Source organism: Nonomuraea sp. NPDC003709, from assembly GCF_040610775.1.
GTDB lineage: Bacteria > Actinomycetota > Actinomycetes > Streptosporangiales > Streptosporangiaceae > Nonomuraea > Nonomuraea angiospora_A.
The window spans coordinates 33,097-51,813 of record NZ_JBEXMW010000008.1; the positions used below are offsets into that span (position 1 = coordinate 33,097).

At 70.9% G+C, this 18,717-nt stretch carries 17 protein-coding genes; 6 read left to right on the forward strand and 11 right to left on the reverse strand.

The genetic code is table 11. The annotated features are described in order from the left end of the window. Positions 1 to 1,638 precede the first annotated feature (1,638 nt). The 3 genes from ABZX61_RS24545 (at position 1,639) to ABZX61_RS24555 (ending at position 4,032) form a co-directional block, all read left to right on the forward strand. The gene (locus ABZX61_RS24545) at positions 1,639 to 2,778 is read left to right on the forward strand and encodes a hypothetical protein (protein WP_355197916.1); all 1,140 of its coding nucleotides are present in this window, start codon (positions 1,639 to 1,641) and stop codon (positions 2,776 to 2,778) included. A 59-nt stretch (positions 2,779 to 2,837) separates the two neighbouring features. Beyond that, positions 2,838 to 3,701, forward strand: coding sequence for an SDR family oxidoreductase (locus ABZX61_RS24550; RefSeq protein ID WP_350739519.1), 864 nt, complete (start codon positions 2,838 to 2,840; stop codon positions 3,699 to 3,701). Positions 3,702 to 3,765: 64 nt separating this feature from the next. Then, positions 3,766 to 4,032: a hypothetical protein gene (locus ABZX61_RS24555; protein ID WP_355197918.1), complete on the forward strand. Its 267-nt coding sequence runs from the start codon at positions 3,766 to 3,768 to the stop codon at positions 4,030 to 4,032. Between the two features lie 7 nt (positions 4,033 to 4,039). On the opposite strand, the gene ABZX61_RS24560 is transcribed toward ABZX61_RS24555, so the two are convergent. The 3 genes from ABZX61_RS24560 to ABZX61_RS24570 form a co-directional block, all read right to left on the reverse strand. Then, positions 4,040 to 4,717, reverse strand: a complete 678-nt coding sequence (locus ABZX61_RS24560; protein ID WP_355198570.1) for a DUF2071 domain-containing protein — start codon at positions 4,715 to 4,717, stop codon at positions 4,040 to 4,042. A 79-nt stretch (positions 4,718 to 4,796) separates the two neighbouring features. Next, complete coding sequence (locus ABZX61_RS24565; protein WP_355197920.1) at positions 4,797 to 5,375, reverse strand: DUF4232 domain-containing protein; 579 nt, start codon at positions 5,373 to 5,375, stop codon at positions 4,797 to 4,799. Between the two features lie 270 nt (positions 5,376 to 5,645). Beyond that, positions 5,646 to 7,214 carry a M28 family metallopeptidase gene (locus tag ABZX61_RS24570; protein WP_355197922.1) on the reverse strand — a complete coding sequence of 523 codons (1,569 nt, stop codon included), beginning with the start codon at positions 7,212 to 7,214 and terminating at the stop codon, positions 5,646 to 5,648. Between the two features lie 216 nt (positions 7,215 to 7,430). Here ABZX61_RS24570 and ABZX61_RS24575 point away from each other — a divergent pair, with 216 nt between their 5' ends. Further along, positions 7,431 to 8,936, forward strand: a complete 1,506-nt coding sequence (locus ABZX61_RS24575) for a phosphoesterase (protein ID WP_350739507.1) — start codon at positions 7,431 to 7,433, stop codon at positions 8,934 to 8,936. 99 nt (positions 8,937 to 9,035) lie between these two features. On the opposite strand, the gene ABZX61_RS24580 is transcribed toward ABZX61_RS24575, so the two are convergent. From ABZX61_RS24580 to ABZX61_RS24595, 4 genes are all read right to left on the reverse strand, one after another. Next, positions 9,036 to 9,392 (reverse strand): BlaI/MecI/CopY family transcriptional regulator, encoded by a 357-nt coding sequence (locus ABZX61_RS24580; RefSeq protein ID WP_355197925.1) that lies wholly within the window; start codon positions 9,390 to 9,392, stop codon positions 9,036 to 9,038. A gap of 45 nt (positions 9,393 to 9,437) precedes the next feature. After that, entirely contained in the window at positions 9,438 to 10,703 is a 1,266-nt protein-coding gene (locus ABZX61_RS24585) for an MFS transporter (RefSeq protein WP_355197927.1), read from the reverse strand. Then, positions 10,700 to 11,788 (reverse strand): PLP-dependent cysteine synthase family protein, encoded by a 1,089-nt coding sequence (locus tag ABZX61_RS24590; protein WP_350739499.1) that lies wholly within the window; start codon positions 11,786 to 11,788, stop codon positions 10,700 to 10,702. Before ABZX61_RS24590 ends, ABZX61_RS24585 begins: the two co-directional genes overlap by 4 nt. Positions 11,789 to 11,881: 93 nt before the next feature. Beyond that, the gene (locus ABZX61_RS24595) at positions 11,882 to 12,280 is read right to left on the reverse strand and encodes a hypothetical protein (RefSeq protein ID WP_355197929.1); all 399 of its coding nucleotides are present in this window, start codon (positions 12,278 to 12,280) and stop codon (positions 11,882 to 11,884) included. Between the two features lie 190 nt (positions 12,281 to 12,470). Here ABZX61_RS24595 and ABZX61_RS24600 point away from each other — a divergent pair, with 190 nt between their 5' ends. Beyond that, positions 12,471 to 13,883, forward strand: a complete 1,413-nt coding sequence (locus ABZX61_RS24600; protein WP_355197931.1) for an aminotransferase class V-fold PLP-dependent enzyme — start codon at positions 12,471 to 12,473, stop codon at positions 13,881 to 13,883. Here the strand turns inward: ABZX61_RS24600 and ABZX61_RS24605 are convergent. After that, positions 13,866 to 14,681, reverse strand: a complete 816-nt coding sequence (locus ABZX61_RS24605; protein ID WP_355197933.1) for an alpha/beta fold hydrolase — start codon at positions 14,679 to 14,681, stop codon at positions 13,866 to 13,868. The two genes, ABZX61_RS24600 and ABZX61_RS24605, sit on opposite strands and share 18 nt — an antisense overlap. A gap of 127 nt (positions 14,682 to 14,808) precedes the next feature. On the opposite strand from ABZX61_RS24605, the gene ABZX61_RS24610 reads away from it, so the two are divergent. Then, positions 14,809 to 15,702, forward strand: coding sequence for an NAD(P)-dependent oxidoreductase (locus tag ABZX61_RS24610; protein ID WP_355197935.1), 894 nt, complete (start codon positions 14,809 to 14,811; stop codon positions 15,700 to 15,702). Positions 15,703 to 15,801: 99 nt separating this feature from the next. On the opposite strand, the gene ABZX61_RS24615 is transcribed toward ABZX61_RS24610, so the two are convergent. From ABZX61_RS24615 to ABZX61_RS24625, 3 genes are all read right to left on the reverse strand, one after another. Beyond that, positions 15,802 to 16,809 carry a GDSL-type esterase/lipase family protein gene (locus ABZX61_RS24615; protein ID WP_355197937.1) on the reverse strand — a complete coding sequence of 336 codons (1,008 nt, stop codon included), beginning with the start codon at positions 16,807 to 16,809 and terminating at the stop codon, positions 15,802 to 15,804. 172 nt (positions 16,810 to 16,981) lie between these two features. After that, positions 16,982 to 17,758 (reverse strand): DNA-formamidopyrimidine glycosylase family protein, encoded by a 777-nt coding sequence (locus ABZX61_RS24620; RefSeq protein ID WP_355197939.1) that lies wholly within the window; start codon positions 17,756 to 17,758, stop codon positions 16,982 to 16,984. 34 nt (positions 17,759 to 17,792) lie between these two features. Continuing rightward, complete coding sequence (locus ABZX61_RS24625) at positions 17,793 to 18,716, reverse strand: NADP-dependent oxidoreductase (protein WP_355197941.1); 924 nt, start codon at positions 18,714 to 18,716, stop codon at positions 17,793 to 17,795. Position 18,717 lies beyond the last annotated feature (1 nt).

Below are 18,717 nucleotides of genomic sequence, written 5' to 3' on the forward strand. Positions count from 1 at the left end.
GCCTTCAGTCACGACGGGCGCACGCCGGCGAGCGGGGCGGGCAAGGGCACGACGGTGATGCCGTGGGATGTCGGCTGCCTGGCTGATCGCTCCCCGTTCGCATCGGTGTGCGCCGAAGCTCTCGGACGCCGATCACCGTCCTGCACATCTCAGATGCATGTGCATTTGCGAATTTCAGCAAATTGCCGGGGAGGGTTGGGGACCGGCGACGGCGCATCGTACGCTGTGCGATCACGGCGGAATGTTTGTCCGTTGGCGGCGGGGGCAAGGATCTTTCTCTCGTACGCCATGGGTGAACGGCACGCAAAGGCCCCAGGACAAGTCGCCACTTTTGTGGACAGGAAGCCCGCGATCTTGCTAAACCGGGCATCTGGTCTCGGGCGGCGACTTAGCCTGGGGCCTGCATCACCGGTGCATCAAGTGGTTACTTGATCAGGAACCACGCCGCGGCGGCAACCGCGATGACGATGCACAGGCGGATGGTCCGGGGGGTACTGTCAACTACATCCCGGACCATCCGCGCCACCTCCCCGATCCAGGTGGAGGGTGGTGGCGTCTCGGGGCTCGCCGGCTCGGGCTCGCGGCCCGAGCCAGATGCGGGGGGCGTTTCCGGCATCGTTCTCCTTTCAACCTTTTCGTCAGACGATTTCGTCTGATAACGAGAAAAGGCCCGCTTCGGACATTCCGCCTCATTTGTGATGCATGGGACGGTATCCAGCAGCGAGCCGTGACATATCTCCTTTCGGTTACCCCGACCGTCGCGCAGAAGTGGTGGCCGGTTGCCACCCCTTTCCAGGTCCGGGTCGCCGTTCCGGAGTCTGTCGAGTCACACCTAACCCCGCAGTCCCAACATTCGCAACCAAATCGCCACAGTCCGAAGCGTCTCACCTTGAGTGACCGTTGAGCTACCAGATGCCCGAGTTTCTTCATTGCTCGGCATCGATAGGCCCACCTGCGGAAACCGGCTTCATGCGAAGGATTCGCGGGGATCTCTCGCCCCCGGTGCGGTCAAGTCGCAGTTGCCGTGACCTTCGGCCGATACGGGCCAGGTCAGGGCTGCGTGCGAGACCGGTGACGCCGGTGCGTCACAGGCCGCGCGACCGCCGTAAGGCGAGACGGGTGATGTTCACCATCCCATGCTCGACGCCCGTCACCGTCGTGACGATCAGGAAGACCGGAACAGACCGATTCGGAACGAGCTGATATTGGAAAGCCCTTTCCTGTCACATGGGGCACAGGCGACCGGAAAGGGATCGTTCCGGATCGTTTCGGGCCACGACCTCTCTTGAGGCTCGCGCGCCGTTCCACATCGTTCCGGATCGTTCCGGAACACCTCAGTCGCGAGGTCGACGCCACGATATACGCCCAGGTTAAGACCGTTCCGAGATGATCCGGTGCTTGACGGGGGAAACGCGTAGGGCATTCGGCTCTGCGCCGATACGGAAGAATCGGAGCCGCACTTCCTCCTTCAATGGCGATCAGGATTGGCGGTGCAGATCGCCCATGCGTGAAATCCCTCCGGCCGCGACGCCGGCGGCCCGTTGCGTGGCGGCGCTGGTCGCACTTCGACAAAAGGCCGGAAATCCGTCATATGGTGAGATTGTCAGACTGTCAGGGCGGCGGCTGAGCAAAACCGCCGTGCAAAACGTCCTGACCGGCGCGCGCAAGAACCCGCCCCGCTGGAGGTGGGCGGCGGAGTTCTTCACCGCGTGCCGGCGGTACGTGGAGAACACCGGCCTGGACCCCGAGGTCGTGCTCGGCAGCAAAATGGCGTGGCACCAGCACTATTCGGCCCTGCTGGAGGCGCCGGAGACATCGGAGGCCCGCGATCAGCCCGAACCCGTCCCCGGCCCGGGCAGCCCTTCCCACCCCGGCCCGGGCGGTCCTTCCAGCCCCAGCCGTCCCGCCGCCGTCCCGCCTGCGCAGCCCCCGCCGAAGACCCGTGACGGCGACAGCGCCGACGGCGGCGCGGTGATGGTGTCGGTCCCGGTGTCCCCGCTGGAGAGCCTGACCGTGCCGGCGCCCGGCTCCTCGCCGGACTCACTGGCCGACCTGTTCGTCGACCAGGTCATGAAGCAATGGGACGGCCGCACGCCCGACCTCGTCCCGGACAACTGGCCGGCTGTGGAGAGCCGGCCCCGCGAGCCGACCGAGACCCTCCCCGCGCGCCCGCAGCCGCTGCTGGAACTGCCGCAGCCGGTGGAGCAAGAGGCCACCTACGCGGCGCTGACCGCCATCGGCGAGAAGAAGAGCCTCACCCACGAGCGCATGCGCGACTGGTTCGGCCCTCGCGGCGCGGCGCTGTGGGAGGCCGCGGACGCGCTCTGTGTCGCGGGTCCCTGCGCCGACCGATACGCCCGGGCCAACCTGCAGCTGGGCATCCTGCTGGTGAACCGGAACGCCCTCCATGAGGGCAATCAGCTCCTGCAGCGGGTCCGGCAGGTTCTGCCCGAGATCGCCATCGGGCCGGTTCCCTGTCACGGTGACTACTTCTTCGGCACCATCCCGGCGGACATCTGCCGGCGAGTGGCCCGCGACTACCGCGCCGCCGGACGTACCGACAAGGCCGAGGAGTGGCTGCGCTACGGCAACGCCCTCGTCGCACCCCTGTCCATCAGTCTGGCCATCTCGGCCCGCGGGAAGCACGTCCGCCAGGCCGGAACGTTCCAGCATCATCCGCTGACCAACGCCGCGGAGATCCACCGCCTCTTCTGGCAGGCGGAGTCGCGCACCGGGGAAGGGCGTACCACCTTCCCCCTTGCCTCGTCCGGCCATTAGCACCACCGGCGCCGGGCTCACGGACGTTAATCCCGGGCGAGTCCGGGCATGCGCGAGCCATGCCAGAACGACCGGACAGTACGCCACCCGCACAGAAACAGCCATACCCGGGACACACCGGACGCATGGAGCCCGAGCCACGTGACGAGATGCGTCACTACACCGGCAGCGGACTGCTGGCAGGCAAGCGCGCCCTGATCACCGGAGGCGACTCCGGGATCGGCCGGGCGGTGGCCGTGGCCTTCGCCAAGGAGGGCGCCGACGTCGCGATCGCGTACCTGAGCGAGCACGAGGATGCCGCGCACACGCTGAAGCTGGTCGAGGCGGAGGACCGGCGATGTGTGCTGATCCCGGGCGACCTCGCCGACCGCGACCACTGCGCCTCCGTCGTCGAACGGGCGGTCTCGGACCTCGGCGGCCTGGACATCGTGGTGAACAACGTCGCCTACCAGCAGCCCGTCGAATCGCTGGAAGTGCTGTCCGAGGAGCAGTGGCAGCACACCTTCGACGTCAACATCCACAGCTACTTCCGCATCACCAAAGCGGCGCTGCCGCACCTGCGCGAGGGCTCGGCGATCATCAACACGTCATCGGTGAACGGGCTGCGCGGCAACAAGGCGCTCATCGACTACGCCACCACCAAGGGTGCGATCAACGTTTTCACCTATTCGATGGCGCAGAGCCTCGTGGAGCGCGGCATCAGGGTCAACGCGGTGGCTCCGGGCCCCGTCTGGACTCCTCTGATCCCGGCGACCATGCCGGAGGAGAAGGTGGAGCAGTTCGGCCGGCAGGTCCCGATGCGGCGGGCCGCCGACCCCGACGAGATCGCCCCGTCGTACGTGTTCTTCGCGGCCGGTCGCCTCTCGTCGTACTACACGGGCGAGGTCCTGGCCCCCATCGGCGGGGAGACCCTGCCCGGCTGAGCGGGTTACCGGGTCTGACGGAGGGCAGGCGAAAGGTGAGTCGTCGACCGAAGGAGGGGGCATCATGGTCGTCGAGCCCACCAAGAGCGAGCCCACCAAGAGCGAGCCCACCAAGAACGGGTACGGCAGGCGGATCGCCTTGCCCGTGGTCGGTACGGTGCCCCTGCCGGGGCCCCAGCACCTCGTCTTCTACGCGGTCCTGGTTTCTCTGGGGATATTGGAGATCGTGGAGTGGCCCGTCGTGGGCATCGTCGCCATCGGCCATCTGCTGGCCGGCCAGCACCGCCACCCCAGCCTGCAGCAAATCGGAGAGGCCGCGCAAGCGGCGTAAACCGTGGTCACCAGGTCCACATCCCCACCCGTACCGGCACTCCAGGGGAGGCATGCAGGACGGGAGGTTCCGCGCAGATGGGTAGCCCCGCCGCCTGGATCAGGTCCTGATCCAGGCCGATGAGGTGAGAGTGGTGCAGCGGCCACGGCGGATGCTCCACCTGCGCGGTGGCCGGCCGACCGGCGACGAGGGTGAACAGGCGGTAGCGGGCGGTCAGGAAGTGCGCGAGTTCGTCGCGTTCGCGTTCCGCCAGGGGCGCGCCTCGCTCCGCCGCCGCGTCGCACCGCGCGCCGGCCGGGCCCGGCCGGCGCCGGCGGCAGCGGTAGCGGGTGCGGCCGTCCCTGGTGTCCACCGACATGTCCGACCAGAAGTAGGGCAGCCCGTAGCCGCCGCGGCCACCGAGGGCCGCGAGCAGGCGTCCGGCGTCCAAGGACAGGAACCAGATCCCGGTACGGCCACGAGGGTCGCGGACGTACGTGCGCAGGTTCGTCTCGGGGAAGGTGGACAGCCACGGGAGGGCGGGCAGGCCGGGAAACCGGACGCGTCGCATGAGAAAGGGCGTGAGCCCGACCCACGCCGCCCCGTCGAAGGTCTCCACCGTGAGGCCGCCCGGCACCAGAGCCTGCACGCACGCGGGCGGATAGCGCCAGTGGATGAAGGTGATCTCCGACCAGCGGTGGTACATCACCGGCCAACGGACGCGGGGCGACGGTGGAGCTCGCACCCTGGACCTCTGCCCTCGTCGTGCGGGCGGGAACGGGCTGTCAGGCGCGCGCGCCCGGGGCGAGCGGCCGGATGTCGATCCGCCCGGAGTCGCACGCCATCGCCGTGAACGGGATCTCCAGGTGGGCCACCTCGTCCGGAGGGATGATCATCAGGCGGGCCGAGGTCGGGCATCGCTTCTCGGCTCCGGTCTGCACCATCACCCAGTGCAGCCGGGCGTGGGCGGAGGCCTTCGGCTTCAGCACCACCCGTTGGGGCCGGACGTTCTCCCTGCGCACCCGCGTACGCATGGCGTCGCCGTTGCCGTCGAACATGACCAGCCCGACGAAGCCGTACACCCAGCAGGTCTGGGCGGAGGTGTTGGTCAGCACCAGCGGCGCGTACACGTTTCCCGCCCCCGGATCCTGCCGCCCGAGGTGCGCCGAGAGGGCTTCGGTACGGCAGCGCCCCGGCGCCGACCCTTCTCCGCGGGCGGAGGCCGCCGCGAGGCCGATGTTCGTGGTCGCCGGGCCCTGCGCACTGACCGCGGTGGCCTCACCGGATGCCGGGAGGCCGCACACGGCCAAGGTCAGCAGTGCGCTCGCCGTCATCGCCGATCCGGCACGTTTGAATCGCTGCATGCCCTGTTGGATGAGCCGCACGCGTGTTTTGTTGGCACGCCGTCACGGTGGTCGCTCAGTTGTTAGCGTTAACTTTCCTTCGCCGGTCGCGTTCCTTTCTTCGTCGGGCAAGTGAAAGTGATGGTGGGGCGGGGCTCGCGCTGCTGCGCGACTCGTCCGCATGGATCGGCGTCAAACGCGTACGCCACCCAGGCGCTGGGGGGAGCCGTCACCGTGAGGCGCCGTCCCCAGGTCGGCCTCGGTCGACCTGGGGACGGCGCGCCCGTTCGCTCAGCCCTTCGACCGGCCCTGGAGGTCGGCGCCGGCGCTGGTGGCGGCGCGCTTGGTGGTGGCCGCCGCGCGGGTGTCGGGGCCGGGCAGGTCGGAGGTGAAGCCGTAGACGACGGTCGCCGTGGCGATGGCGCCGGTGTTCAGTGCGAGCGCCTTGTCGTTGATGTTGGCGATGGTGTCGCAGGCCTGGTGGTAGCAGGGGTCGTACGGTTCGCCGGCGGTGCCGCCGAACAGCGCGGCCTCTTCGGCGGTCTTGATGCCCTCGGCGCCGGTGAACAGGCCGCCCGCCGGGATGCCGGTCGCGATGAACGGTCCGTAGTCGGAGCGGCCGTCGAAGTCGGTCCCGTTGTGGCCCTGGCGCAGCGTGTCGAAGTACTTCTCGAAGAGCTTCTCGATCTCGTCGGATCCGGGCGGGCCGGCGGGGGAGCCGACGGCGTCGCTGTTGTCACCGTCATAGATCTTGAACGCGTAGTTGGTGGAGCCGATCATGTCGTAGTTGAGGTACAGCTTGATCTTGGCCAGGTCGGCGGCCGGCAGGGTGTCCACGTATTCGGTGGAGCCGAGCAGGCCCAGCTCTTCGGCGCTCCACCAGGCGAAGCGCAGCTTGTTGCGGGTGGGGACCTTGCCGAGCGCCTCGGCCACCGCGAGCGTAGCGGCGCTGCCGGAGCCGTCGTCGTTGATGCCCGGCCCGGCCGGTACGGAGTCGAGGTGGGCGCCGGACATGACGACCTTGTTCGGGTCGCCCCACTTGGAGTCGGCGATCACGTTGTGGGTGGTGCGGATCTCGCTGATGGTGTCGGTCTTGAGGTGCACCACGCTGGTGGCCGAGGCCAGTTCCTGGCCGACGGCGAAGCTGGCGCCCAGGACGGGGATCGACACGGGCTCGCCGAGGTTGCCGAGCAGGGTGTCGGTACGGCCGGGCTGGCCCTCGTTGAAGATGATCGCGGCGGTGGCGCCGGCGGCCTGGGCGTTCTGCGCCTTGACGATGAAGTTGCAGGTGCCGCGCTGGAGCAGGGCGATGTTGCCGGGCGTGAAGCCGGCGAAGTCGGAGGCCTCGCAGCCGGAGCTCGAGCTGCTGGGCGTCGGGCCGGGCGGCAGGACCAGGTCGACGTTCTGCAGGGTCCCGGTCACCTCACCGGAGCCGGAGTAGCTCATGGTGGAGAACTCGCCGACGGAGGAGCCGTCGGGCGGTGTCGGGGCGAAGACCCGCGGGTTGGGGGAGGTCCGCTCCAGCAGGGCGGTCGACTTCTCCTCGAAGAAGGCGAAGTCGAACGGCTGCACCGTCACGGTGTAGCCGGCCTTCTTGAGCTTGCTGACGACGTAGTCGCGCGAGGCCGCGTGCCCGCTCGTGCCCGCCGCCCGGTTGCCGCCGTTGGCGTTGGCGATCGTCTGCAGGGCCTGCAGGTGCTTCTTGACGGCGGGCGCGGTGATGGAGTCGATCAGCCTCTTCTGCGCCGTGTTCGGTCCCGGGTCCGCCTGCGCCGCGGCGGGGACGAGCGAGAGGGGTAAGGCGAGTGCCGCTGCCATGGTGAGGACGCGGTACGCACCTCGGCGCGAGGTGATGCGCATATGAGCTCCTTTGACTCGCAGGAATCGGTGCATTCTGCCCGAATCGGCGGCATAGGAGAACGTAGACCGCCAAACCCGCCCTCGGGAAGACCCGAATCGCACAGCCGCCGGTCTCCGACTGTTCTTCTCGAGGCCGAGGATCCGTTGATGGCGCGTCACGTGTGATGGATGGACTCGTGCGGACATATAGCGCCCTTTTGAGAGGAACTATCCTCGATGTCCGCTTCTCCAGAGAACGAGCTCGTGACACGACGGCGGTTGCTCGCCGTCACCGGCGGACTGGTCGGCGCGGTCGCCGTCGGCGGCCTGACCGGTCCGGCCTGGGCCGACGACCGGCGCCCCGGCGGGAGCCGCCGGCGTTGGCTGCCCGGCGACCACCATGTGCACAGCGAGTTCAGCGTGGGGTACGACAACTCCACCACCCCGCCCAAGCCGATCATCGGCGGGGACGCGATCTACCCGTTGTCGGTCAACGCCACGCACGCGCAGCAGTTCGGGCTCGCCTGGATCGTGTCGACCGACCACGGTGGCCCGCTGCACTCCAAGCTGGACGCGGAGCAGAGATACCCGAGCCTCCTGGAGGCGCGCCGGTCCGTGCCGCGGGTGCTGCAGTTCTACGGCATGGAGCTGGACACGCCCGCGGCCGACCACTCCAGCCTGATCATCCCGAAGGTGTCCTCCGAGCGCGACATCCTGTTCCAGCTGGAGAGCCGCTTCTCCAAGCGTGACCCGTTCCCCGCGGACCCGTCGTTCGACACCGAGCAGAAGATGCTGGAGGCGCTGCGCGTGATGCGGCAGCTCCCGCACAAGCCGCTGCTGTTCGCGAACCACCCCGCCCGCTCCGCCTCCGGGCTGGGCGTCTACGGCCAGGACACCCCGGCGGAGTTCCGCAACTGGAACGACACCGCGCCGGAGATCGCGCACGGCTTCGAGGGCGCCCCCGGCCACCAGGCCGGCACGCTCAGGAAGGACGGCAGCATCGACCCGGACGGCGAGCGCGGCGGCTACGGCAACTACCCCACGATGGGTGGTTTCGACCAGATGACCGCCCGGCTCGGCGGCCTGTGGGACTCGCTGCTCGGCGAGGGGCGCCGCTGGTGGATCACCTCCACGTCCGATTCCCACCGGCACTACAGCGACGGCGGCAGCGACTTCTGGCCGGGCGAGTACTCCAAGACGTACGTGCACGCCGGCTGGGACTACGCCGACATCCTCGACGGTCTGCGCAGCGGCCGGATCTTCGTCGTCATCGGCGACCTGATCGACCAGCTCGACCTCACGGTCTCCCGCGCCGGCCAGGCGCAGGGCCAGGCCGAGGGCAACACCGTCAGCGTCGGCGAGACCCTCACGCTGCGCGGCAACGACCGTGACGCCGAGGTCGAGGTCCGCTTCCGTGTGCCGCGTACCGCCAACGCCAAGGGCGAGCGCCCGCAGGTGAAGCGGGTCGACATCATCACCGGCCGGGTCACCGGCCCGGCCAAGGACCGCTCCTCCGACACCAACCCCACCACCAAGGTCGAGGCCCGCTACGGCGCCGGCCAGTGGCGGCGCGACGGTGACGAGATCGTCGTCCGTCACACGGTGCGCGACATCGACGGCCCCATGTACGTCCGCGTCCGCGGCACCAACACCGACGAGCTCGAGCCCCAGCCCGACCCGAAGGGTTCCGACCCGTGGGCCGACCTGTGGTTCTACTCCAACCCGGTGTTCATCGAGCGCTGACGCCAAGCTGGGATGACCGGGCGCGGCGCGGCGCCCGGTCATCCCGCCACCGGCCTCGACCCCCGTCGTCAGAGGGTGACGCAGACCAGAGGCGCGCGATCACGGCGCGGATCCGTCCCGCTCGCCCAGCGCCTCCCGCAAGGCGGCGGCCACCTCCGGCGTCACCGTGCCGACGAAACGCTGCACGGCCGCCGCGACGTCGCCCGCCTCGTCCAGCGCGGCCCGCATGGCCTCGGCGACGAACGCGTCCTTGCCGGCGGTGGCCTTGTAGAGGTGCGCCCGGCCGACGCGCTCGCGGGAGACCATGCCCTTGTGGGAAAGCCGCATCAGGACGGTCAACACCGTCGTGGTGGCCGGCCGCGACGGCAGGCGGGCCGCGAGGACGTGGGCGAACATGCCGTCCGGATGCTCCCACAGAGCTTCCATGACCGATCGCTCCAGGTTGCCCAGCCGCACCGTCGCCCCCTGCCGTGTCCTGCTCCGGCTAGCAGATTACCGCCCCTATGCCGCCTGTGGCCGGTCGCCGAGCACGGCGGTCCGGCCGGCGGGGGAGAGCCGGCCGCGCCGGTCCAGCCGCCGGACGGCCGCGGCGGAGGCCAGCCCCGCGACGGCCAGGAGCAGCCACGGCAGGCCGGCCCACCCCGTGGAGCGGGCCGTGTCGACCAGAGCGCCGGCCACGAGGTTGCCGGCCAGGATCCCCAGCCCGGACAGCAGGTTGTACAGCCCGTAATAGGTGCCGATCAGCCGATCTCCCGCCATGTCGGCGATGGTGGCCATCTCGAACGGGAAGGCGACCAGCGTGCCCAGGGTGAGCAGGAGCACGCACATCACGACGGGCACCATCGCCCACACCGGCGCGAGAGCCGGCTGGGCGAGCGCCGCGGGCGGCAGGAAGGCGACCCCCATGAGCGCCAGGCCGCGGCTGATCGCCTGGCCGCGCGTCCACCGGGCCGAGCTCCAGGCGGTCAGGCGGACCTGGCCGGCGATGCCGAGCAGCGCCGAGAGGGCGTACAGGGCCATCACCCCCGCCTCGCCGCCGCCGAGGCGCTGCACCTCGAGCGGCAGGGCCAGATACATCTGGTACGACAGCGCGTACGAGGCGATCATCGCCGCGGCGAAGGACACGAACGCCCGGTCTCCGAACGCCCGCCGCCACTCCCGCAGCACCGGCTGCCGCTCCTCCGGCACGGGAGCACGCCGGGCCGGAAGGCACAGCCCCTGCAGGACGGTCAGCACCGCGAAGATCGCCGCGGCGGACAGGCACACGGCGGTGAACCCCGTGTGCAGCAGGGCGAGGCCGGCCAGCGGGCCCAGCAGGATGCCGCCCTGGTAGAAGACGTTGAACACGGCGAAGGCGGCGACCTTGCGCTCCCCGGCGGCGCAGGCCAGATAGGCCCGTGCGGCGGGGTTGAACAGCGCGCCCGCGAAGCCTGTCACGGCGGCGGCCAGGACCAGCAGGGGCAGCGAGGTGGTCAGCCCGAACAGGGCGAATCCGACGGTCCGCAGCGCGCACCCGAGCATGATCATCGGCTTGTGGCCGAGCCGGTCGGCCAGGGTGCCGCCGATCAGGAACATGCCTTGCTGGCTCATGTTCCGCAGGCCCAGGATCAGCCCGATCGTCCAGGCGGCCAGGCCGGCGCCGGCCGAGAGGTGCTGGGCGAGGTAGGGCATGAGCATGTAGAAGCCGAGGTTGATGCCCGCCTGGTTGATCTGCAGGAGCTGGATCGGCCGGTCGAAGGAGCGGAACTGCCGCAGCGTGTCCCTCATCGCCGGCCTGCCAGGGGGTCCGTCACGGTGGCGCAGCGCGTCCAGCGGTGCACCTCCCGCTCGGCCGGCTCGCGCAGGAGGTCGGGCTCCTCGGCCGGGACCGTGCCGAGCAGGCCGTTGGCGTGGCAGTAGTCGTCGTCGAAGATGCTGTTCCAGTAGCGCCACGGCCCGTCGGGGAAGATCGCCACGACGGTCTGGTCAGGCGCGGTGCGGGCCAGCCAGCGCGCCACCAGGGTGACCGCGCCCGTGCTCCAGCCGCCCGAGACGTAGTGACCGGCGGCCAGGGCTCGGCAGGCCCAGACCGCTTCGGCCGGGCTGACCCAGTGCACCTCGCCGAAGGCGTCGTAGGCGACGTTGCGGGGATGGATGCTGGAGCCGAGCCCGCGCATCAGGCGGGGCCGGGCGGGCTGGCCGAAGATGGTCGAGCCGACGGTGTCGACGCCGACCAGCTTCAGCCGCGGGAAATGGCGGCGGAGCACGCCGTGGATGCCGGCGCTGTGCCCGCCGGTGCCGACGGAGCACACCAGCGTGTCGATGTGCGGCAACCGGCCCAGCAGCTCGTGGGCGAGCCCCGCGTAGGCGTCGGCGTTGTCCGGGTTGTTGTACTGGTCGGGGCAGTAGGAGCCGGGAATGTCGGCCAGCAGGCGCCGCACCCGTTCCCGGCGGGCCTCCTGCCAGCCGCCGGCCGGGTGCGGCTCGCGGACGATCTCCAGGCGTACGCCGTACGAGGAGAGCAGCCGGCACATGAGCGGCTCCATGCCGGGGTCGCCCACCAGCACGACCGGATGGCCGAAGACGATCCCGGCCAGGGCCAGGCCGAGCCCCAGGGTGCCGCTGGTGGACTCGATGATCGTCGCCCCCGGCCGGAGGTCCCCTCGGGCCCTGGCCTGGCGCACCATGTGCAGGGCCGGCCGGTCCTTGATGCCGCCCGGATTGAACCCTTCCAGCTTGGCCCAGAACCCTCCTCCCGGTACGAACGGCTCGGAGATGAATGCCAGCGGCGTATTGCCGACGGCGAGGGAAAGCGACGAGAAACCGGTGGGCGGCGTCTTCTGCGGACGCGCAAAAGTAGCTTGTGATGACATTGGTGAAATCCCCGAAGTGAATGGCGCAATTCGCGGCATGACCGAATGGCCGCGAATCCGGACGGACATGGACGGCTGATGGACGTCGCGGTCCTATATGCGCATCACGCAGAGATTTCCCAGATACGGCGCGGCGGTCCCGGCGGCGCGCGCCGGGACTGTCGTGGCCGCCGCGGCGGCCTGCGCCGACGGGACGGACGAGACCGTGGACATCGCCGCGAAGATCGGCGTGTCGGCCGGGTTGGTCGCCGAGCAGTCCTGCTCGGTGCCGTGCTGGTGGCGCGGCGGCAGCTCGCGGTGCAGGCATCGCGCGCTGTAGACGGCGGTGTTCTTGAGATCGACGCTGTGGGCGACCGGCTCCGACAGCTCCACGGCCGCGCACGCGCCGCCATGGGCGAACACCACGCCGATGAGCAGCACGAGCGCGAGCACCGCACGCGCCGCCGGCCGGCCGGGCGGACGGCGGGAACGGGTGGTCCGTGTCGTGAGCATCACCGGTGATAATGCCCGCGAGGCCGCCGGCCGCGCCCGGAGAATTCAAAGATTCCGGTAAAGCCGTAAGGCGCTTTATGGAGAGTGCGGGGCAATCCGCCGCACCTGCTGCCGACACGGGGAAATGAACCCGCGGTTTGCCGTGACCGACGCCACACTGGGGATTCGCGTGTCCCATTGATGTCAGGTGGTGAAGCCGTCCATTACCGTGTCGAGACGCCGGGTCGTCGCCGGACTCGGTGCGCTGGCCGCCGCTCCGGTCGCCGCCGGACCGCCGGCCATCCGGCGCGGCGTCACCGCCGAGCGGCTGGCCCGGGACGAGGATTTCTGGGCCGCCGTCGCCCGCCGGTTCCGGGTGAGCCCGGACTTCGTCAACCTGGAGAACGGCTACTACGGCGTCATGCCGGAGCCCGTACGGCAGGCGTACCACCGCAATGTGGACCTGCTCAACGAGCAGAACTCGCACCTGCTGCGCACCACGTACAAGGCCGGCGCCGACAGGATCCGCGATCGCCTCGCAGGCATGCTCGGCGTCACCAGGGACGAGATCGCGCTCACCCGGGGCGGCACCGAGGCCCTGCAGAACCTGATCTCCGGCTACCGCCGCCTGCGTCCCGGAGACCAGGTGATGTACGCCGACCTGGACTATCACAGCGGCCAGTACGCCATGAACTGGCTGAAGGACCGGCGTGGAGCCGAGGTCGCGCGGATCGCCATGCCCGAGCCCGCGACCTGCCAGGCGGTGCTGGACACCTACGAGCGCGCCCTGCGCGAGCACCCGAAGACGAAGCTGCTCCTGCTCAGCCACATGAACAACCGCACCGGCCTGGTCACGCCGGTACGCCGGATCGTCTCCATGGCCCGCGACCGGGGCGTCGACGTGATCGTGGACGCCGCGCACTCCTGGGGGCAGCTCGACTTCACCCTCCCCGACCTCGACGCCGACTTCGCCGTCTTCTCGCTGCACAAGTGGATGGGCGCGCCGCTGGGCGCCGGGTTCCTCTACGTCCGCGAGCAGCGCCTGGGCGACATCGACCCGCTCTACGCCGACGAGACCTACCCCGCCACCGACATCCGCTCGCGCGTCCACTCCGGCACCATGAACGTCGCGCCCTTCCTCACCGTCGACGCCGCCCTGGACTTCCACGACACCCTCGGGGCGCAGGTGAAGCAGGCCCGGCTGCGGTTCCTGCGCGACCGCTGGGTGCGCCCGCTCCGCGACGTCCCGAACGTGGAGATCCTCACCCCGGACGAGCCCGGCATGTACGGCGCCATCACCGCCTTCCGCCTGCGCGGGCTCACCACGGAGGCCGACAACACCGCCATCGCCGACCGCCTGATGCGCGACCATCGGATCTTCACCGTCGCCCGGACGGGCATGGCGGGCGGTGGCGGCGTCCGCGTCACGCCCGCCCTGTTCACGTCCGCGGCTGACATCGACCGGCTCGCGGCCGCACTGCGCGACCTCCGCGAACCTGCCGGCCCGCCTGCCCGATCCGAACCGGCTCGCCGGACGGCGGGCTGTGCGACGGCCGGAGGCGTCGGACGCGCCGTTACGAGGAGCCGCCGTTACGAGGACCCGCCGTTACGAGGAGCGGCCTGACGGCTTTCCCCGGCCCTGGGCGAGGATCAGGCCGGCCACGCCGGCGGGGTCGTCGGACATGGGGACATGCCCGCTGCCGGCCAGCCTGACGTGGCGGGCGGCGGGGAGCAGCCTCCGCGCCCGGCGGGCCTGGCCGCCGATGAGCAGCAGGTCCCGGGTGCCCCAGGCGATCGTGATCGCCTCCTGATCGATGCCGCGGCCGCTGCCGAAGAAGTAGCGCCGGCTGTACGGCAGGATCGCCCGCACCCCCGGGGCGTCGGCGAAGGCGCGTACGGTGCGCAGGGTCTCGTCGGCGCTGAGCCGGAGGGGGTGGGCGAAGTACAGGCCCATCGTCGTGGCGCGTACCACGCTGCGGCGCACCAGCGCGGGCAGCAGCGGGGCGAGCAGGCGGGCCAGGCCGCGGGAGCCGCGCAGCGCCGCCACGACGTAGGCGACCTCCAGGCGCGACCAGAAGCCGATCGGCGCCAGCGCGACCACGCCTCGGGCCCTGCCCCGGCGTGCCAGTTCCAGCGCGATCGCGCCGCCCAGGGAATTGCCGGCGATCAGCGGGGAATCGAGGTGGAGCTCGTCCAGCAGGCGTTCCACGCGATCGGTCAGCTCGATGACCCCGAGGGGGCCGCCGCCGTGGGAGAGCGGCGAGCCGCCGTGGCCGGGAAGGTCGGCCAGCACGAGCTCATGGTGGGGCGTCAGCCGATCCGTCACCGGATCCCAGCCGTGGCGATCGTGCCCGATGCCGTGCAACAGCACCACAGGCGGCCCTTCCCCTCGCCGTTCGAAGGCGAGCTGTCCGGTCGTCATGGCGCCCCTCCTGGAATGCGTTCCGGACCGTTCGAGGATAATAACCTGAACATAGATGTTCAAGTTAGCGTGCGCGCCGCCGGGAAGGGTAGCCGGACCGGGCACGACAAGATAGAAAGGCGACCTCATGACCGACAACCTCACCGTGAGCGTTCTGGGCACCGGGATCATGGGGGCCGCGATGGCCCGCAACCTCGCCCGCGCGGGCCACGCCGTCCGCGCCTGGAACCGCTCCAGGGACAAGGCCGAACCGCTGGCCGCCGAGGGGGTGCACGTCGCCGGCACCCTCGCCGACGCCGTGCGCGACGCCGACGTCGTCCTCACCATGCTCTACGACGGTGCCGCCGTGCTGGAGGTGATGCGGCAGGCCGCGCCCGCCCTGCGCCCCGGCGCCGCCTGGGTGCAGTCGACCACCGCGGGCCTCGACGCGATCGGCGAGATGGCCGCCTTCGCCCGCGAGCACGGGCTGGTCTTCTACGACGCGCCCGTCCTCGGCACCCGCCAGCCCGCGGAGGCCGGGCAGCTGCTCGTCCTGGCGGCGGGACCCGGCGAGGGCCGGCAGAGCGTGACGCCGGTGTTCGACGCCGTCGGCGCCCGCACCGTGTGGAGCGGCGAGGACGGCGCGGCCGCCGGCGCCACCCGGCTCAAGCTCGTGGCCAACAGCTGGGTCCTCGCCGCCACCAACGCGGCCGGCGAGGTCCTGGCCCTGGCCAAGGCGCTCGGCGTGGACCCGCAGAGCTTCTTCGACGCCATCGAGGGCGGCCCCCTGGACATGGGCTACCTGCGCGTCAAGACCGGCCTGGTGCTGGAGGGCCGCCTCACGCCGCCCAGCTTCGCGGTCACCACCGCCGCCAAGGACGCCCACCTGATCGTCGAGGCGGGGGAGCAGCACGGCGTCCGCCTCGACGTCGCCGCCGCGGCGGCCGCGCGCTTCGACCGCGCCGCCGCCCAGGGCCACGGCGACGAGGACATGGCCGCCGCCTACTACGCCAGCTTCGACGACGATCCCGCCACCGCCTGAGCGTCCCCGACCACCGGCCCGTGCGTTCCCGCGGCGCGGTGCCGGCCGCCGAGATCGTCGAGGGCCTCGCCCGCCTGCTCGGAGCGCAGGCGCCCTCCCTCAGAGCCTGGCGCTGATGATCGGCGCCAGGCGATCGGCGATGACCACGTGGCCGCTGTCGTTCGGGTGGACGTTGTCGGACATGTTGGCGCTGGTCAGCCAGCCCTCGGTGGGCACGTAGTAGACCTTGGCGTCGCCCGCGGAGTTGCGGGCGGTGACCGCGGCCCGGGTCTGCGTGGCGTACCGCTTCGTGAAGGTCTCCAGCGCGAAGATCGCCGCCCCGGGGTAGGCCGCCCGCACCTCCTGCAGCAGGTGGGTGTAGGACGTCTGGAAGGTGGTGGTGCTCACGCCGTGCCCCACGTCGTTGGTGCCCAAGTTGATCACGACCGCGTTGGCCTGGTAACGGGAGAAGTTCCAGTCCGGGGTGGCGGCGTTGGGGTTGAGCTTGGGGAAGCGCGCCTCCAGGCCGACGCAGCCGTCCGCGGTCGCCACCAGGCAGGCGCCGCCCTGGGCGATCTGGGTGTGCCGGGCCCCGAGGCGCTCGCCGATGAGCCAGCCGTACGCGGTCAGGGCGTTCTTGGAGGTGGTCGTGCCGACGGTGATGGAGTCGCCGACGAACTCGATCAGCTTGGACGGGGGCGCGATCGCGTACGTCGTGGCCCCCGGGTCGAGCACGAGGCCCTGGAAGACGGCGTCACCGTGGTAGGACCCGGCGACGACCCGGTAGGAGACGCGTAAGGTGTGGTTCCCCGCGGCCAGGGGCGTGGGGGTGAGGTTGACCGAGCCGCGTACGTTCTGGATGTAGACCCACGCGCCGCCGTCGACGCTGTAGTACAGGTCGATGGTGTTGCGCTGGTTCAGCCTGACCGTCCTGCCGGTGAAACCGGTGGTGAGGTAGGCGCCCGCCCAGTACGGCACGTACGCGGTGGAGACGGTGGTGTCCCACCGCCCGGTGAAGGAGATGTCGGTGTCGGTGGGGGATCCGTCGCCCGTCGCCGCCTCGGCCCGCGGCGTGACCGCTGTGACCAGGGCGATGACGAGCGTGCTGAGCAGCAGCCGTGTCCTCATCGGAGTCCGATCTGGGGGCGACGATGGGTGCGAGCCGGTCGGCGACCGTGATGGCCGGCAGAGGGCTTGCGCACCAGTGGACTCTTGGTCATGAACGACCGTCAACGAGATCGTTCGCGCAGCGCGTTTCCGGGCAGGTCGGTGGCGCGTACCCGGTGAAAGGTTCATGCCTTCAGAGAGGCTGGCAAACCGGGCACCAGACGGTCGTACGGCCGGCGATCCGGCAGCGGGACAGGGGTGCGCCGCAGCGCGGGCAGGGACCGCCGGGCTCGTCGCGCACGCCGGTCAGCCAGGTGTCACGCGCGGGCACGCATCCGGCCCTGATCGACACGCGCAGGACCCGGCGCATCGCCCCGTACAAATTGGCGCGTGCGGCTTCGTCCAGATCTGCCACGGCACGCCGGGGATCGACGCCGGCGTGCCAGCAGATCTCGTCGGCGAGCAGGTTGCCCAGGCCGGCGAGGAACGCCTGGTCGATCAGCGCCGGCTTGAGCCGTCCCCGGCGACCCGACAGCAGTCGGGCGAAGCACGCGTACGACACCTCGCGCGCGTCCGGGCCGAGGCCGCCGAGCACCCGCTCGGCCTGGGCCTCGTCGGCGGCGAGGCGGATGCCCTGGAGTTTGCTCATGTCGCGGTAGCGCAGCTCCCCGTCGTCGAACTGCCAGACGACCCGGTCATGCCGGTGCCACGGCTCCTCGGGGGAGTGCCAGGACAGCGAGCCGGTCATGCCGAAGTGCAGCATCAGCACCGGCCCGCCGGCGGGCGCGATCAGCCACTTGCCGTGCCGTCGCGGCCGCTCGAACCGGTGTCCGCGCAGCGCGGCGGCCAGCCGCCGGGCGCCGATGCCGCGCAGGACCCCCGGGTCGCGAACGCGCACGGCCCTGATCGGCTCGCCGGTGTGCTCCGACAGCACCTGGCGGAAGCCCTCCACGTCGGGGAGTTCCGGCATGGGGAAACCCTGCCCACCAGGGCCGCCTACTTGCTCAGATCGTGACGGCGAGCTTGCCGACGGTGCCGGCGGTGAAGTCGGAGACCGCGCGCGGCGCCTCGGCCAGCGGGTAGGCGCGGGCCACCGGCACGCGCAGGCGTCCCGCGGCCGCGTCGGCGGCGAGCCGGGCCAGGGTGTCCGGGTTCGGGTCGGCCATCACCGCCGTGGCCTTGAGGTCCCGGCCGGGTTCGTCGGGCACGTAGTGCAGGGTGGAGGCCAGCCGCCCGCCGTCGGCCAGCAGGGCGGCGACCACCGGGCCGTCGCCCGCCAGGTGCAGCGCGGCGTCCACCCCGCCCGGCGCGATCGCGCCCACCTGCGCCGGCAGATCGGCGTGGTCGACGGCCCAGGTGGCGCCCAGTCCTGTGACGAAGGCGGCTTCGGCTCCGGGCCTGGCGGTGGCGATCACCCTGGCGCCGCGCGCGGCGGCCAGCTGGATGGCGAACGCGCCAACGCCGCCGGTCGCGCCCGAGATCAGGACGGTCTCGCCCGGTGCCGGGGCGACGGCGTCGACGGCGTCGATCGCGGCGGTCCCGGCCAGCCCCAGCACGCCCGCGCGGGTGTGGCCGAGCCCTTCGGGGATCCTGGCCAGGCCGTACTGCTCGCTCACCACCACGTATTCGGCGAAGCCGCCCTGGCCCAGGGTCGGGCGCATGACCACGCCGAACACGTCCGCACCCGGCGTCAGGCCGGTCACGCCCTCCCCGACGGCAGCCACGGTGCCGGCGAAGTCCTTGCCGAGCACGACCGGGAACTCGTAGTCGTACACGCCCTTGAGATAGCCGCCCAGCACGCCCAGGTCGAAACCGTTGACCGAGGAGGCCAGCACCCGGACCAGCACCTCGCCGGGACCCGGTTCCGGCACGGGCAGGTCGGCGGCGGCCAGGTCGGCGCCGAAGCCGGTGAAAGCCATGGCACGCATG

Excerpts from the sequence above, each read along its gene's own strand:
- ABZX61_RS24590 (WP_350739499.1), bottom strand. The coding sequence starts at position 11,788 with ATGTCATCACAAGCTACTTTTGCGCGTCCGCAGAAGACGCCGCCCACC.
- ABZX61_RS24625 (WP_355197941.1), bottom strand. The coding sequence starts at position 18,716 with ATGCGTGCCATGGCTTTCACCGGCTTCGGCGCCGACCTGGCCGCCGCC.
- ABZX61_RS24560 (WP_355198570.1), bottom strand. The coding sequence starts at position 4,717 with ATGTACCACCGCTGGTCGGAGATCACCTTCATCCACTGGCGCTATCCG.
- ABZX61_RS24555 (WP_355197918.1), top strand. The coding sequence starts at position 3,766 with ATGGTCGTCGAGCCCACCAAGAGCGAGCCCACCAAGAGCGAGCCCACC.
- ABZX61_RS24595 (WP_355197929.1), bottom strand. The coding sequence starts at position 12,280 with ATGCTCACGACACGGACCACCCGTTCCCGCCGTCCGCCCGGCCGGCCG.
- ABZX61_RS24585 (WP_355197927.1), bottom strand. The coding sequence starts at position 10,703 with ATGAGGGACACGCTGCGGCAGTTCCGCTCCTTCGACCGGCCGATCCAG.
- ABZX61_RS24575 (WP_350739507.1), top strand. The coding sequence starts at position 7,431 with ATGTCCGCTTCTCCAGAGAACGAGCTCGTGACACGACGGCGGTTGCTC.
- ABZX61_RS24605 (WP_355197933.1), bottom strand. The coding sequence starts at position 14,681 with ATGACGACCGGACAGCTCGCCTTCGAACGGCGAGGGGAAGGGCCGCCT.
- ABZX61_RS24565 (WP_355197920.1), bottom strand. The coding sequence starts at position 5,375 with ATGCAGCGATTCAAACGTGCCGGATCGGCGATGACGGCGAGCGCACTG.
- ABZX61_RS24615 (WP_355197937.1), bottom strand. The coding sequence starts at position 16,809 with ATGAGGACACGGCTGCTGCTCAGCACGCTCGTCATCGCCCTGGTCACA.
- ABZX61_RS24570 (WP_355197922.1), bottom strand. The coding sequence starts at position 7,214 with ATGCGCATCACCTCGCGCCGAGGTGCGTACCGCGTCCTCACCATGGCA.
- ABZX61_RS24610 (WP_355197935.1), top strand. The coding sequence starts at position 14,809 with ATGACCGACAACCTCACCGTGAGCGTTCTGGGCACCGGGATCATGGGG.
- ABZX61_RS24620 (WP_355197939.1), bottom strand. The coding sequence starts at position 17,758 with ATGCCGGAACTCCCCGACGTGGAGGGCTTCCGCCAGGTGCTGTCGGAG.
- ABZX61_RS24550 (WP_350739519.1), top strand. The coding sequence starts at position 2,838 with ATGCCAGAACGACCGGACAGTACGCCACCCGCACAGAAACAGCCATAC.